Origin of the sequence: Vagococcus lutrae, from assembly GCF_003987555.1 — a bacterium.
Classification (GTDB): Bacteria; Bacillota; Bacilli; order Lactobacillales; family Vagococcaceae; genus Vagococcus_A; species Vagococcus_A lutrae.
On record NZ_NGJW01000003.1, the window covers coordinates 75,382 to 91,497 of the forward strand.

The window sequence follows — 16,116 nt, forward strand, 5'->3', positions numbered from 1 at the left end:
AAGCCACCTCTTTTCAAGATAATTTTAGCACAATCTTCTTTAAAAGAAAAGAAAGAGATGAAAGAACTATCTCAGACATAACGAACAGGTTCATGATATAATACTTATAATAAGAGTAAGGAGTGATGAAATGGTGCTAGCTTCTTTACAAACATTTTCAGCCTATTCGTTACTTCAAAGTACGATTGAGATTGAGCGTTACGTGGCATTGGCAAGTGAAAAAGGGTATCAAGCTGTTGCATTGACAGATATCAATGTCATGCACGGTATGTTGGATTTAAAGAAAGCGTGTGAGAAGTATGAGATAAAGCCGCTCTACGGTATGACATTACGGTATCCATCTGGGGAGTCAAGTTCTGAAACATTTGATATCGTGCTTCTGGCAAAAAATCAACGTGGCTATCAAAATTTAATGCGTTTATCTTCTAAAATTCAACTATCCGAATCAGTTTCAACTGTGTATGAATACATGGATTATTTTGAAGAAATGATTGTCTTACTTCCTCCTGAAGGGTCAGAAATTAGTTTTCTGGTTGAAAAAGGTGACATCAAGCAGGCTCAAACATGGTTAAGTCAGTTGAAAAAGAAAGTGCCTTCAAAAGACATTTATGGTGGGTTGGCACTATATCAATCGCGTGAGTCAAGCGAAGCGCTACTATCTTTTTATCATAACGAACGTTTAAATACTGTTCCTTTACCTTTGCATCGCTATTTGTTACCTGAACATCATATGGCTGTAGAAGTAATGGACAGTATTCAAAAGGGGAATACTTTACAATGGGATGAATTGGAAAAAAATGGTCCTTACTATCTAACAGAGGGGACGATTTTTGCGCAAACTTATGAGCAGTTATTTGGCAAACATGTTTTAGATTGTTTAAAAAAAATCGTTGCCGAATGTAATGTTACGTTAGAACTGCATCAATCTTTATTACCACATTTTGATGTACCAACGACGGATACCGCTGCCAGTTATCTTAGAACGCTTTGCTACCAGTTTTTACCTGAACGTGTTTCAGGAGATTTAGCTGTTTATGAGGAGCGTTTAGAAAAAGAGTTAACCATTATTCATCAAATGGGCTTTGATGATTATTTCTTAATTGTTTGGGATGTCATGGCGTTTACCAGGCGAGAAAAGATTGTTACGGGCGCCGGTCGTGGTTCAGCAGCAGGGTCACTTGTTTCTTATGTATTAGGAATAACCGATGTCGACCCGATTCAATACGGTTTGCTTTTTGAGCGTTTTTTAAATCCGGAAAGACATACTATGCCAGATATTGATTTAGATATTCCTGATAATCGTCGAGATGAGGTATTGACATACGTCTATCAGCGATACGGAGCGAATCATGTGGCGCAGATTGCCACATTTGGAACGATGGCGGCTAAAATGGTCTTACGAGATGTTGCACGTGTGTTTGGCTTGAGCCAAAACGAAGCGAACCAATGGGCAAATGCGGTTCCTAACACATTAAAAATCACGTTAGACGAGGCGTACACGCAGTCCAAAGAATTGCGAGAGCTAGTCGCGACTTCTGGTCGCAATCAACAATTATATGAAATCGCTCGTGTGTTAGAAGGTCTACCTCGTCATGTGTCCACTCATGCAGCCGGAGTCGTTATTAGTGATAAGCCTTTAACAAAGTTTGTCCCATTGATGGCAGGTAGTCAAGAAATTCCTTTAACTCAGTTTACAATGCATGATGTTGAGGCTGTTGGTTTATTAAAAATGGATTTTTTAGGACTTAGAAATTTATCGATTTTAGATGAAACAATGCAACATATTCGCTATCACTATCGTCAAGAGATTAATCATCATGAAATTCCGATGAACGATCCTAAAACGCTAGCTTTATTTCAAAAAGGAGAAACGGTCGGTGTCTTTCAGTTTGAATCAAATGGTATTCGTCATGTGTTAAGGCAAGTCCAACCCACTTCGATTGAAGACATTGCCGCTGTGAATGCGTTATATCGACCTGGTCCGATGGAAAACATCGATTTGTTTGTTAAAAGAAAGCATGGTTTGCTACCGATAGAGTATCCAGATGACAGTTTAAAAGACATTTTAGATGTAACTTATGGGGTAATGATTTACCAAGAGCAAGTCATGCAAGTCGCATCAAAAATGGCGGGCTTTTCTCTTGGCCAGGCCGATATTTTACAACGAGCGATTAGTAAAAAAATCAAACATACTATGCTCGAGCAAAGACAAGCGTTTATCACAGGTGCCACTCGTCAAGGCTATTCCAGCAAAACGGCAGAGACTGTCTATCAATATATTGAAAAGTTTGCTAATTACGGGTTTAACCGTTCACACGCAATGGCCTATTCATTTGTTGGATATCAAATGGCGTATTTTAAGGTGCATTATCCTGCGTGTTTTTATGTCTCTTTACTGTCTTCTGTTAGAAATAACAACCAAAAAGTCATTCTCTATATTCAAGATGCAAGAAAAGCTGGAGTAAAAGTAGTAGGGCCTGATATTAATGAGAGTTTCGCTCGTTTTACCTTGAAAAAAAACACGATTCGCTTTGGTTTTGGTAGTCTTAAAGGTATTCGCCGTGACTTTATTCAAAATATTGTGGAAGAACGTCGCGCTCATGGTCCTTTTACTAGTTTAGATAATTTTCTTCTTAGAATTGATAATAAGTGGCTAAAAGAGGACTATATTCTACCTTTAATACAAGTAGGAGCATTTGACAAGCTTCACCAAAACAGACGTCAGTTAGTGGTCGATTTAGAGAGCCATTTGAAAAATATCTTGATAAGTGGTGGTAGTCTGGATTTATTGGAGATGATGACGCTTAAAAAAGAACGAGTAGCTGACTATGATTTATCTGAAAAATTAGCGCAAGAAGAGGCGCTAGTGGGTGTTTATTTATCTGGACATCCAGTTAAAGAATATCGTGTGTTAAAAATGATGCAACAGTGCGTCTCTATAAGTGATGTTGAAATCGGAAAGCCTGTAAGGTTGTTAGGTTATATTAAGCAAGTTCGTCAAATTAAAACGAAAAAGGGGGAATTTATGGCATTTGTGACCGTGAGTGATGAAACAGGAGAAATATCACTGACTGTTTTTCCACAGCTTTATCGAAAAGAACGAAAATCACTAGAAGAAAATAGAGTGATTCTTGTTCAAGGAAAAGTAGAAGAAAGTCGTTACAATCAAGAAAAGCAAGTGCTTGCGTCAGAAATACAGCTAGCCACAGCATTTGATGAAAAGATAGGAAAACAAATTTGTTATCTGAAAATAGAAAAAGGCCATAATGAGAAGGAAGACCTAGCGGCAATCAAAGCGATTGCTAAAAAACATAGTGGCATTACGCCCATCATCGTTTATGTCGAACAAAGTGACCAAAAATTTGTATTAAGTGACGAATTTTGGGTTTCCGATACTCAAGTGACCAAAAAAGAGTTATCCTATATTCTAGGAGAAACAAATGTCGTCTTTCGATAAAGACAGTGTGTGATTATTTTCAATTTTATTCTCATTTTCAAAGACTTTTTCAGAAAAAAATGGTAGAATGTTGAGTGGAAATAGATTTAAAGTAAAAATAACTTTAAGTATATTGCGTATAATAAATATGAGGTGAAAACTGGATGAAACGTATTGCAATTTTAACAAGTGGCGGAGACGCACCAGGAATGAACGCTGCTATTCGTGCAGTCACACGAAAAGCTATTCATGACGGCATTGAAGTCTTTGGTGTCAATTATGGCTATGCAGGTTTAGTTGCCGGAGATATTAGAAAACTTGAAATATCAGATGTAGGAGATATTGTACAACGTGGTGGAACATTCTTATATTCAGCTCGTTACCCTGAATTTGCAACAGTTGAAGGACAATTAAAAGGGATTGAACAACTTAAGAAATTTGAAATCGACGGTTTAGTTGTTATTGGTGGAGATGGTTCATACCACGGTGCTTTAGCATTAACGAAGCATGGTTTCCCTGCGATTGGTATCCCAGGAACTATCGATAATGATATTCCAGGAACAGATTTTACAATTGGTTTTGATACAGCGATTAATACAGTATTGGAGTCAGTCGATAGAATCCGTGATACAGCTACTTCTCATGTTCGGACATTCATTATTGAAGTAATGGGAAGAGACGCAGGCGATATCGCATTGTGGGCAGGACTTGCTGGTGGTGCGGATGATATTATTATTCCAGAAAAAGAATTTGATATGGCAGATGTAGCCAAACGTGTACAAGACGGACGTGACCGTGGTAAAAAACACTGTCTGATTATTTTAGCGGAAGGTGTCATGAAAGGTCATGACTTCGCAGAGAAATTATCAGAACATGGAGATTTCCATGCGCGCGTGTCTGTCTTAGGGCATGTCGTTCGTGGCGGTTCACCAACAGCGCGAGACCGTGTGTTAGCAAGTAAATTCGGCTGGGAAGCAGTTGAACTGTTAAAACAAGGAAAAGGCGGCTTGTGTATCGGTATGCAAGATAATCAAGTTGTTGCCAACGATATTATTGATACCTTAGAAAACGGCAAACATAAACCTGATTTATCTCTATATCAAATCAATAAAGAAATTTCATTTTAATTAGTCAGACAATCATTAATGATTTTAAATATACATAAATGGGAGCGTTAATAATGAAAAAAACGAAAATTGTATGTACGATAGGTCCAGCAAGTGAATCAATTGAAACGTTATCAGCCTTGATGAATGCAGGGATGAACGTTTGTCGATTAAACTTCTCACATGGAGATTTTGAAGAACACGGTAACCGCATCAAAAATATTCGTGAAGCTGAAAAATTAACAGGCAAGCGTGTCGCGATTCTTTTAGATACGAAAGGTCCAGAAATTCGTACACATGATATGGAAAATGGAGCGGTTGCTTTACATTCTGGTGATACGATTCGAGTTTCTATGACACAAGTCTTAGGAAATCACGAGCGTTTTTCAATTAGCTATCCTGAGCTAATCAACGATGTTGAAGTTGGCGGTCATATTTTACTAGATGACGGATTAGTAGATTTAGAGATTTTAGAATTAGACCACGAAAATGGCGAAATTGTAACAAAAGTTCTAAATGAAGGTGTATTAAAAAATAAAAAAGGGGTTAACGTCCCAGGCGCCTCTATTAACTTACCTGGTATTACAGAAAAAGATGAAGCAGATATTCGCTTTGGTATTTCACAAGATATCGATTATATCGCTGCAAGTTTCGTACGACGTCCTAGCGATGTGTTAGAAATTACTGAAATTTTAGAAGAAGAAAATGCTACACATATTCAAATTATTTCAAAAATTGAAAACCAAGAAGGTGTTGACAATATTGACAGCATCTTAAAAATCTCAGATGGCTTAATGGTTGCTCGTGGTGATTTAGGAGTAGAAATTCCAGCTGAAGAAGTACCTGTCGCACAAAAAGAATTAATCAAAAAATGTAATCAATTAGGTAAACCAGTTATTACAGCAACACAAATGCTAGATTCTATGCAACATAACCCTCGCCCAACACGTGCGGAAGCAAGTGACGTTGCTAATGCGATTTACGATGGTACAGATGCTATTATGTTATCTGGTGAAACAGCAGCAGGGGATTATCCAGTTGAAGCGGTAGAAACAATGGCACGTATCGCGGTTCGTACAGAAGAAGCGCTTGTCGATCAAGATGCTTTTGCCCTTAAAAAATATAGCCAATCTGATATGACAGAAGCTATTGGTCAATCTGTAGGACATACGGCACGTAACTTAGGCGTTAAAACAATTGTGGCTGCAACAGAGTCAGGCTATACGGCTAAGATGATTTCAAAATATCGTCCAAAATCTCATATTGTTGCGATTACATTTGATGAGCGTAAAGCACGCGGCTTGGCGTTAACTTGGGGTGTTTTCCCAGTTGTAACAGAAAAACCAGAATCGACTGATGAAATGTTTAACATGGCAACAGAAATTGCAAAAGACCGTGGATTTGCAAAAGAAGGCGACATGATTATCATTACAGCAGGGGTTCCAGTTGGTGAACGCGGTTCTACAAACTTGATGAAGATTCAATTTATCGGTTCAAAACTTTTAGAAGGTCAAGGAATCGGTGATACATCAGTTGTTGCAAACTCTGTTGTCGCAAAAACAGCAGAAGAAGCAGTGCGCAAAGCTGAAAAAGGGTGTATTTTAGTTGTGAAAACAACAGATAAAGATTATATGCCAGCTATTGAATTAGCAAGTGCGTTAGTCGTCGAAGAAGGCGGCTTAACATCTCATGCTGCAGTCGTTGGAATTGCAAAAGAAATTCCAGTTGTGGTTGGAGCTGAAAATGCAACAGAAATTATTGAAGATGATACTTTAATTACGATTGATGCAAAACGTGGCGACATCTACTTAGGTGAAACAGCAATTTCTCATTAATCGATAATTGGAAATCAAAAGCTAGGAAGAACTTAGTTTCTCCTAGCTTTTTTCTATCATTGTCAGAGTGTCACTTTCTATTTTAGGAAAGAGATGATAGAATAAAAGAATTATGAGTGAGGTCAAATAGGAGGGATAGCCATGAAAGAAGAGAAGCAAATTTCCTTCAAACGTCATGTGATTATTTTAGTTGTGACGGTCTTAATTGTTGCGTTAGTTTCAACGGTAGCGAGTTATCAAATCATTTCGAGAAAGCGTCAAGAAGCAATTTTAAATGAGATTGGTGGGGACTTAGGGGAAGTCGCGATGACCTATCAAAAGATTATGAGCCAGTATGTTGGAAAAGTGTCGCCTAAAGAGTTATCTGAAGGTGCTATAAAAGGAATGACCAATGCCCTAGATGATCCGTATACAGAATACTATTCTGGTGCAGAAAAACAATCGCTTGATGATACTATTTCTGGAAGTTTTGAAGGGATTGGAGCCGTTATGACGATTAAAGACGGTGTGCCAATGATTGCGGAACCACCTATCGCCGATACACCAGCTGAGAAAAAGCAATTAAGAGCGAATGATTTAATCTTAAAAATAGATGGAAAAGAAACAAAAGATGAAGAATTAACAGACGTAGTAAAAAAAATACGCGGGAAAAAAGGAACGGACGTGACGTTAACGATTCAACGTGATGCGGATGTTTTTGATGTGATTTTAACCCGAGATAAGATTCCAGTAGAATCTGTTTTTGCTCATATCGACAGTGAACAGCCAACAGTTGGTTATATTCAAGTGACGACATTTAGTGAAAACACAGCTGCGGATTTTGAAAAAGCTTTGGTTGACTTGAAAAAACAAGGAGCAAACTCTTATATTATTGATATGAGAAAAAATCCAGGTGGTTTACTGACAGCTGTCTTGTCAATGGCAAGCATGTTTGTTGAAGACGGTCAGACTATTTTACAAATTGAAAACAAAAATGGTGAAAAAGAAGAGATTAAAGCGGATAAAAAGCTAGATAATGGTCATAAAGTGAAAGAGCCTGTTGTGGTATTAGTGGATGAGCAAAGTGCTAGTGCTTCTGAGATATTTGCAGCGGCGATTAAAGAAGCAGCCAAGATGCCAGTAATAGGAACGAAGACTTTTGGAAAAGGAACTATGCAAAGTATTCAACCTATTACAGACGAAAGTGAATTAAAGCTGACGACGAACAAATGGTTAACACCTAAAGGGAATTGGATTCACAAAAAGGGATTGAAACCGACCATTGAAAGTCGCTATCCATTTTACGCTTATTTAAATCCAATGGATAAAGAAAATTCCTATCAATTTGGTGCTGAAGGGAAGCAAGTTTTGCTATTAAATGGCATGTTAGCTGGATTAGATTATGAGGTTAGTCAAGAGAGCGAAGTGTTTGATGCAGCTACCCAAGAAGCTGTAACACGTTTCCAGGAAGAGCATGATTTGAGCGCAACGGGCATTGCCAATCGTGATACGATAAATGCGATTGAAATGGCAGTGATTCAAAAATTAAAAGATAACGATCCGCAATATGATAAAGCTATTGAAACACTGTTATCATCAAGTGAGAAGGGTGAATAATCAGATGCATAATATCACTAAAGAGAAACTTATTTATTGGTTAAAACTGGTGGTAGTCGCATTGGTAACGGTTTTTATCATTCGTGGTTTTATCTTAATTCCTATGAAAGTGGAAGGCAACTCCATGGAGCAAACGTTGCATCCAAATGACTTTTTGGTTTATGAAAAAATATCTGAAATCAAGCGTTTTGATGTGATTATTTTTGAAGCACCTGACCATAATATTTATATAAAGCGTGTTATTGGTTTGCCAGGAGAGCATATAGCCTATCTCGATGATCAATTATATATTAATGATAAAAAAATAGACGAGCCCTTTTTAGGTCAAGCCAAAATTAAGCGAAATAGCAATCAGTATACGACAAATTTTGATAGTGAAGAATTATTAGAACAGAAGACGTTAAGTGAGGATGCTTATTTTGTACTTGGCGATAATCGACGCTTGAGTAAAGATAGTCGTTCGTTTGGGGAAGTAAAAGAATCGACGATTATTGGCAAAGCACGATTTGTATACTACCCATTTTCACATATAAAATGGATGTAGATAGCTAAAGAAAAATCCTGTTTTAAATAACAGGATTTTTTCTTTTCAAGAGTTATCAAACAAAGTTATATGTTACAATGAAGAAAAAGAATAAAGGAGTTTCAGTATGACAATTCAATGGTTTCCAGGTCATATGGCGAAAGCTCGTCGAGAAGTGACTGAAAAATTAAAATATATCGATATCGTTTTTGAATTAGTAGATGCGCGTTTACCATTATCAAGCCGAAATCCGATGATGGATGAAATTGTGCAGCATAAGCCACGTTTAGTTATTTTAAATAAAGGGGATTTAGCAGATCACGAAGAAACAATGAAGTGGCAACGTTATTTTAAGGAAGAAGGACACGAGAGTATTATTATTAATGCCAAAGAAGGTAAAGGAATCAAACAAATTACGTCAGTTTCGCAAATGTTACTCAAAGAAAAAAGAGAGCGACAAGTTGCTCGTGGTATGAAACCACAACCTATCCGTGCCATGATTATCGGTATTCCGAATGTTGGAAAATCAACGTTAATGAATCGTCTCGTGCGCAAAAATATTGCCAAGACGGGAAATAGGCCGGGAGTTACAAAAGGGCAACAATGGTTAAAAGTAGGTAATGAGCTAGAGTTACTTGATACACCAGGTATTTTATGGCCAAAATTTGAAGATGAAGAGATTGGTAAAAAGTTAGCTTTAACGGGAGCGATTAAAGACAATCTATTGCATCTGGATGATATTGCGTTATATGCGATTCGTTTCTTTAATGAATACTATCCACAACAATTACAAGCGCGTTATCAGTTAACTGATGATCAGTTAGCAGAAGATGCTGTCGCACAGCTGATGACTATTACCCAAAAACGTGGGTTCCGAGATGATTACGAGCGAGCGAGTGAGATGATTGTGCAAGAAATCAGAAATGGCCAGTTGGGCCGCTTAACTCTCGACCGAGTTGAAAATTGGGAGCATGAAGATGAGTAAAACGTTAACGATTGCCCAAATCAAAAAAAGATTAGCCGAGATACCAACGGAAGAAGAAGTAGCTATATTTCAACAAGATGAACGTAAAGGCGTCCAACAAGCATTAAAAAGCTATTTTAACCGTTTAGCTAAAGACGAAGAGCGACTATTAAAGCATGAGGAGATGTTGGCGTATGAGCGTCAGTATTTAGCAGAAGGCTTTCATTATGTGGCGGGTATTGATGAGGTGGGTAGAGGACCTTTAGCTGGACCAGTGGTAGCAGCAGCGGTTATTTTACCACCAGACGTTAACTTATTAGGGTTAAATGATTCTAAACAATTGAGTGAACAAAAAAGAAAAACTCTTTTAGCAGCGATTAAAGAACAAGCTATTTCAATAGGAATCGGTGTCGTTGAGGCAGATGAAATTGACCGGATCAATATTTACCAAGCGAGTAAAGTAGCAATGGCTCAAGCGGTGGAGAATCTAAAACAGCAACCTGATTGTTTACTTATCGATGCGATGACGATTGAGCAGTTACCTATCAGACAGGAAGCAATTATTAAAGGCGATCAGAAAAGTTTGAGTATTGCTGCGGCAAGCGTGGTCGCAAAAGAATATCGTGATGATTTGATGCGTCAGTATGGACAAGCATATCCTGGATATGATTTTGAACATAATGTAGGATATGGAACGCGTCACCATCTTGAAGGAATTGAAAAATATGGCATCACGCCTATTCATCGCCGAACATTTGCTCCAATTAAAAATATGATATAAACAGTATCCTTCCTTTCTTTTTGCGTATATACGTTATAGAGAGGAAGGAGTTTTTTTTATGGAATATATCGAACATGAATTTTTGGCTTATATTTTAAAACACTTGAAAGGTATTGGAAATAAAGGGTTACTTCGACTTTATGCACATTATGATTTAGCGAGTTTTTTATCAGCCAGTACGCTAGAATTACAAGAAATTGGGAAGGTTGGAACGCGTTACCGCGCGAATTTTATTGCAAGTATTCACTCACTCAAAGAACATTTGGATGTTTTTCAAGAAAAGTTTGCCGATGATTATTTTATCTCACTTTTTCATTCGGATTATCCAAAACGTCTTTTAGAGATATACAACCCGCCACTGGGTTTGTTCTATAAAGGAGATTTATCGTTATTAAGAAAAACAAACCTTGCTATAATTGGGGCTAGGGACTGTACAGTTTATGGTAAACGTGTTGTTGAAAACTTGATTCCAGAACTTATCAGAGAAGATATGGTTATTGTGAGTGGATTGGCGCGTGGCATTGATAGTATCGCTCATCGGACGTGCTTAGAAAATGGCGGCAGTACCATTGGTGTGATTGGATGTGGCTTAGATTGTTACTACCCTAGAGAAAATCAATTGTTGCAAGAGCAAGTGGCCAACGAGCATTTACTGATAAGTGAATATCGTCAAGGGACAAAACCGTTAAAACATCATTTTCCTGCGCGCAATCGGATAATTGCTGGTATCAGTCATGGTATTTGTATTATTGAAGCAAAAGAACGTAGTGGCACGTTTATAACGGCAGAATGTGCTTTAAATGAAGGGCGAGATGTTTTTGCTGTACCTGGTAGTTGCTTGCAAGAACACTCATTGGGCTGTTTGAAAATTATTCAAGAGGGAGCAAAATGTGTCTATCGTCCGCAACATATAATAGAAGAAATGCAAAACTATTTTTAAACAAAAATGGACAATCATTGACAAACCATCATCGAATAGCATAAGATTATCTACGATTCCTAAATAAAAAGAAATTTTAGATAAATGTGCTGCTAAAATGTAAAAGGTGGTAACAAAGTCATGGCATACAAATATTTGGTGATTGTAGAATCACCAGCTAAAGCAAAGACAATTGAAAAGTATCTTGGACGAAATTATAAGGTCGTCGCAAGTGTCGGTCATTTAAGAGATCTACCGAAAAGTCGAATGGGGATTGATATTGAAAATAATTATGAACCTGATTACATTTCGATTCGAGGCAAAGGGCCGATAATTAAAGATTTAAAGAAACATGCAAAAAAAGCGGAAAAAGTTTATCTAGCAAGTGACCCGGATAGAGAAGGGGAAGCAATCGCGTGGCACTTAGCACATTTGTTAGATTTAGATTTAGAAGATAAAAATCGTGTGGTTTTTAATGAGATTACGAAAGACGCTGTCAAGCAAGCCTTTAAAGAACCACGTCAAATTAATTTAGATTTAGTGGACGCTCAACAAGCTCGTCGAATTTTAGACCGCTTAGTAGGTTACTCGATTAGTCCGTTATTATGGAAGAAAGTCAAAAAAGGATTGAGTGCTGGACGTGTTCAATCAGTCGCTTTAAAAATGATTTTAGACCGGGAAGCGGAAATTAATGCATTCGTACCGCAAGAGTACTGGAGTATATCAGGTGATTTTATTAAATCTCGCAAAAAATTCCGTGCGAGTTTCTATGGCGTGGATGGAAAAAAACAAGCTCTTGATAATGAAGAAGATGTTAAGGCGATTACGCAACGATTGACCAATGATCAATATGAAGTAACGTCTATCACGAAAAAAGAACGTAAACGTAATCCAGCAAAACCGTTTACCACAAGTAGCTTACAACAAGAAGCTGCTCGTAAGTTGAATTTTAGAACACGCAAAACGATGATGGTTGCGCAACAATTATACGAAGGAATTTCGCTTGGGAAACAAGGAACAGTTGGTCTTATTACCTACATGCGTACAGATTCGACTCGTTTGTCAGATGTTGCGAAAGAAGAAGCTCATCGCTTTATTCTTGAAACCTATGGGGCGGAATACTCAGTTGGCATGGCGACCACAACGAAAAAAGAAAGTGGTGCACAAGATGCCCATGAAGCGATTCGACCTTCTAGCATTATGCGAACACCAGATTCAATAAAGTCGTACTTAGATAAAGACCAATTCCGACTATATAGCTTGATTTGGGCACGAACGGTGGCGAGTCGGATGAAGCCGGCGATTTTAGATACGATGCGAGTGACTTTAGAACAAAACGGAGTCGTATTTGTTGCTAACGGTTCAAAAGTGAAGTTTCAAGGTTTTATGAAAGTGTATGTTGAAGGTAAAGATGACGGCAAAGAGGAAAAAGAAAATATCCTGCCAGATTTGGAAAAAGGTGAGAGTGTTAAAGCAGTTGATTTAGAACCTAAACAGCACTTTACGCAACCTCCAGCTCGTTATAGTGAAGCAACACTGATTCGAACACTGGAAGAAAACGGAGTCGGTCGTCCGTCAACTTATGCACCGACACTTGAAACAATTCAACGCCGTTATTATGTTAAGCTCGTACAAAAACGTTTTGAACCAACAGAGCTCGGTGAAATTGTCAATGCGCTGATTGTGGAGTTTTTCCCTCAGATTGTGGACATGACCTTTACTGCTGAAATGGAAGCAGATTTAGATAAAATTGCTGAAGCTCAAGTCGACTGGGTGACAGTGATTGACCGTTTCTACCAGCCGTTTGAAAAAGAATTGGCCAAAGCTGAAGTGGAAATGGAAAAAATACAGATTAAAGATGAGCCCGCTGGATTTGATTGTGAACTTTGCGGACATCCGATGGTCATTAAATTAGGCCGTTATGGAAAATTTTATGCGTGTAGTAATTTCCCTGAGTGTCGTAATACAAAGCCAATTGTGAAAGAAATCGGCATGAAATGTCCGACATGTCACGAAGGGGAAGTAATTGAACGTAAGACGAAGAAGAATCGTATTTTCTATGGATGTAGTCGTTACCCAGAGTGCGAGTTTACGTCATGGGATAAACCAATTGCGCGTCCTTGTCCAAAATGTCAGCATTACTTAGTTGAAAAGAAAGTAAAAGGTGGCAAACGCGTACAATGTAGTGAATGTGATTATAAAGAGGATATTCAAAAATAATAGTAACCGAGGTGGAATGATGGAAAAACATGTGACAATAATTGGAGCTGGTTTAGCAGGAAGTGAAGCGGCTTGGCAAGCAGCAAATGCGGGAGTTAAAGTAACGCTGTATGAGATGCGACCGAAAAAGAGCTCGCCAGCACATCATACAGAGCAGTTTGCTGAACTAGTATGCTCAAATTCTTTTCGTGCTAAAGGACTTGGGAATGCAGTTGGCGTATTAAAAGAAGAAATGCGTCAATTTAATTCACTGATTATGTCGGCAGCTGCCAAACATGAGGTTCCAGCAGGCGGCGCCTTGGCTGTCGACCGTCATTTGTTTTCAGCTGAAGTGACTAAGCAGTTAAAAAATCATCCTAACATTACAGTGGTTAATGAAGAGATAACAGAAATTCCTACTGATGGTATTACTGTGATTGCGACAGGCCCATTAACATCTGAGTCTTTAGCAAAATCGATTGTGGAAATGACCGATTCAGAAGGCTTATACTTTTATGACGCTGCTGCGCCGATCATTGAAAAATCATCGATTGATATGGACAAGGTTTATTTGAAATCCCGCTACGATAAAGGGGAAGCGGCGTATTTGAATTGTCCGATGAGCAAAGAAGAATTTTATGCGTTTCGTGAGGCACTGGTAGAAGCAGAAGTTGCGCCTTTAAATAGTTTTGAAAAAGAAACATATTTTGAGGGCTGTATGCCAATAGAAGTAATGGCTAATCGTGGTGAAAAAACCATGTTATTTGGACCAATGAAACCAGTAGGGCTTGAAGATCCTAAAACAGGTAAACGTCCCTACGCAGTCGTGCAATTGCGTCAAGATAATGCTGCTGGCTCGTTATACAATATTGTTGGCTTTCAAACGCATTTAAAATGGGGCGAACAAAAACGGATTATTCAGATGATACCTGGTTTAGAAAATGCAGAAATCGTGCGTTATGGTGTGATGCATCGTAATACTTTTATGAACTCGCCAGAATTATTACTGCCGACTTATCAAGCACAGGGGGATGAGCGTTTGTTCTTTGCAGGGCAAATGACAGGCGTTGAAGGATATGTCGAAAGTGCTGCGAGTGGTCTTTTAGCAGGCCTTAATGCGGCACGTTTGGCGCAGGAAAAAGCACCGTTAATTTTTCCTCGTGAAACAGCAATGGGGGCTTTAGCGTACTACATCACGCATACAGACGCTAAACATTTTCAGCCGATGAATGTCAATTTTGGCATTATTGCAGACCTACCTGAGCGAATTCGTGATAAAAAAGAAAGAAATGAGCAGATAGCGCAACGAGCGTTAGCCCACATTGAGACGATTAAGCAAGAATTGGATTAGTACAAAAAAGAGAGCCTTGTCTAAAGGCTCTCTTTTTTTTTAGAAATAGTCATAAATATAGGGTTGTGGTTGATTGGTCATATTTAAAAAGTCTAGGTGCTGAATGTCACCGGTTAATTTGCCTGAGACATGCAATTGTTGAGCTGATTTATAGTTGAACAGTAATTGTGTCCAAGTTTCAATAGAACCTGATAAATCAGTGGCTTGCGATGAATCGATTTTGCGACAAACGTGTTGGTTGTTTTCACGCGTGATTTCCCAATTACCGTGATTCCACTCACAAAATGCATCTTCAACATGAATGGTTAGTGTTTGGTTCGGGCCAACTAAAGCAAGTGGGAACGATTCGATAAAAGATTGAAATAAAACGATGCGAATCATCATACTTGTTTCTAACTGACGTTTGACACTTCCCGGCTCTTGTAATAAAAAAGTCCAGTCATTTGTTAAACCGTGCTTAAAAATAAACGTATGATAGCTTGAAATATGTGATTTGATAAATGAGCACAATGATTTTAGTTCATCGATGGACGAACTAGCCATCTCAATCACGTTAAATGTTAACTGACTTGCATTCATCTCGTATATTAAGTAAGATGTCGCTGCTTGTCCATCAACGCTTAGCAGCGCGACATGTCGATTGGGATACTTGTTAAATTGATATTGCCACCACCAGTCGTCTCGTTGAAGACTGCCATGTTCAGTCGCTAGTGTTTTTTTATAAATACGTTTTAAATCTTCTAATATGTCATCCTCTTTCGTAGAAAATCGTGAAATGCTATGGCGATCATCCATTGGAAATGTTGGTAAGTCACTCCCTTGAATGGTACACGTTTCTTCATCCATGGCTGTAGCATAACCAAATTTTCGGTAAAAATGATGCGAAAAAGGCGCTAAATATGACAAAACAGTGTTATTTTCACGATAGTCATCGAACAAGCTGGTAAAAAGCTGGCGAATTGCACCTTGCCCGCGAGCTTCTGGATAGCTTGCGACATTTCCAATGCCTCCCATACGATACTCTTTATCGTAAACTCTGACTGTAAAAGGAAAACTCATTATTTTGCTCACTAAATTTTGATGCATAAAAAAACCATAATTATGCGCTTGCAGTGCTTTTTCTCGAAATAATCGATATGTTTGGTCGTCAAATGATTCCGGTGTAAACCCTTTGAAAGCATATGACGATAATTCATACATGGCTTGAATATCAGCCTCTGAAGAGAGTCGTCGAATCATCGTATTTCCTCCTTTTTGGTAAAACTTATTATAACATATCTCAATTACTCTGGAAATTTTTGAAGAAATTGTGTCTAATTTTGCAATTATTAGTTAAATTCTGACTATTCGTTTGTATTCAAAATCACGATGTGATACATTAATTTTGTAGAAAGTAGAGGTGGGAA

Annotated in this window: 11 protein-coding genes; 10 read left to right on the forward strand and 1 reads right to left on the reverse strand. The window is 38.2% G+C overall.

All coding sequences use genetic code 11. The features are described 5' to 3' along the window. Positions 1-130 precede the first annotated feature (130 nt). The 10 genes from dnaE to trmFO all read left to right on the forward strand — a co-directional run bounded on the left by dnaE (position 131) and on the right by trmFO (position 14,710). Positions 131-3,457, forward strand: a complete 3,327-nt coding sequence (gene dnaE, locus CBF33_RS03185) for a DNA polymerase III subunit alpha (protein WP_126761540.1) — start codon at positions 131-133, stop codon at positions 3,455-3,457. A 143-nt stretch (positions 3,458-3,600) separates the two neighbouring features. After that, the gene (pfkA, locus tag CBF33_RS03190; RefSeq protein WP_126761542.1) at positions 3,601-4,563 is read left to right on the forward strand and encodes a 6-phosphofructokinase; all 963 of its coding nucleotides are present in this window, start codon (positions 3,601-3,603) and stop codon (positions 4,561-4,563) included. A 53-nt stretch (positions 4,564-4,616) separates the two neighbouring features. Then, a complete protein-coding gene (gene pyk, locus CBF33_RS03195) occupies positions 4,617-6,377 on the forward strand; it encodes a pyruvate kinase (protein WP_126761544.1) in 1,761 nt (586 codons plus the stop codon). Between the two features lie 141 nt (positions 6,378-6,518). After that, positions 6,519-7,973, forward strand: a complete 1,455-nt coding sequence (locus CBF33_RS03200) for a S41 family peptidase (RefSeq protein ID WP_126761547.1) — start codon at positions 6,519-6,521, stop codon at positions 7,971-7,973. Positions 7,974-7,977: 4 nt separating this feature from the next. After that, positions 7,978-8,517: a signal peptidase I gene (lepB, locus tag CBF33_RS03205; RefSeq protein ID WP_023605760.1), complete on the forward strand. Its 540-nt coding sequence runs from the start codon at positions 7,978-7,980 to the stop codon at positions 8,515-8,517. A gap of 106 nt (positions 8,518-8,623) precedes the next feature. Continuing rightward, positions 8,624-9,481: a ribosome biogenesis GTPase YlqF gene (gene ylqF / locus CBF33_RS03210; protein ID WP_023605761.1), complete on the forward strand. Its 858-nt coding sequence runs from the start codon at positions 8,624-8,626 to the stop codon at positions 9,479-9,481. After that, positions 9,474-10,241 (forward strand): ribonuclease HII, encoded by a 768-nt coding sequence (locus tag CBF33_RS03215; RefSeq protein ID WP_126761549.1) that lies wholly within the window; start codon positions 9,474-9,476, stop codon positions 10,239-10,241. The genes ylqF and CBF33_RS03215 overlap by 8 nt, the downstream gene beginning before the upstream one ends. Before the next feature lie 58 nt (positions 10,242-10,299). Further along, a complete protein-coding gene (dprA, locus tag CBF33_RS03220) occupies positions 10,300-11,181 on the forward strand; it encodes a DNA-processing protein DprA (RefSeq protein ID WP_126761551.1) in 882 nt (293 codons plus the stop codon). A 120-nt stretch (positions 11,182-11,301) separates the two neighbouring features. Continuing rightward, positions 11,302-13,380 carry a type I DNA topoisomerase gene (gene topA / locus CBF33_RS03225; RefSeq protein WP_126761553.1) on the forward strand — a complete coding sequence of 693 codons (2,079 nt, stop codon included), beginning with the start codon at positions 11,302-11,304 and terminating at the stop codon, positions 13,378-13,380. Between the two features lie 19 nt (positions 13,381-13,399). After that, positions 13,400-14,710, forward strand: coding sequence for an FADH(2)-oxidizing methylenetetrahydrofolate--tRNA-(uracil(54)-C(5))-methyltransferase TrmFO (trmFO, locus tag CBF33_RS03230; protein ID WP_126761556.1), 1,311 nt, complete (start codon positions 13,400-13,402; stop codon positions 14,708-14,710). Between the two features lie 39 nt (positions 14,711-14,749). On the opposite strand, the gene CBF33_RS03235 is transcribed toward trmFO, so the two are convergent. Next, positions 14,750-15,949, reverse strand: a complete 1,200-nt coding sequence (locus CBF33_RS03235) for a GNAT family N-acetyltransferase (protein WP_126761558.1) — start codon at positions 15,947-15,949, stop codon at positions 14,750-14,752. Between the last annotated feature and the right edge of the window lie 167 nt (positions 15,950-16,116).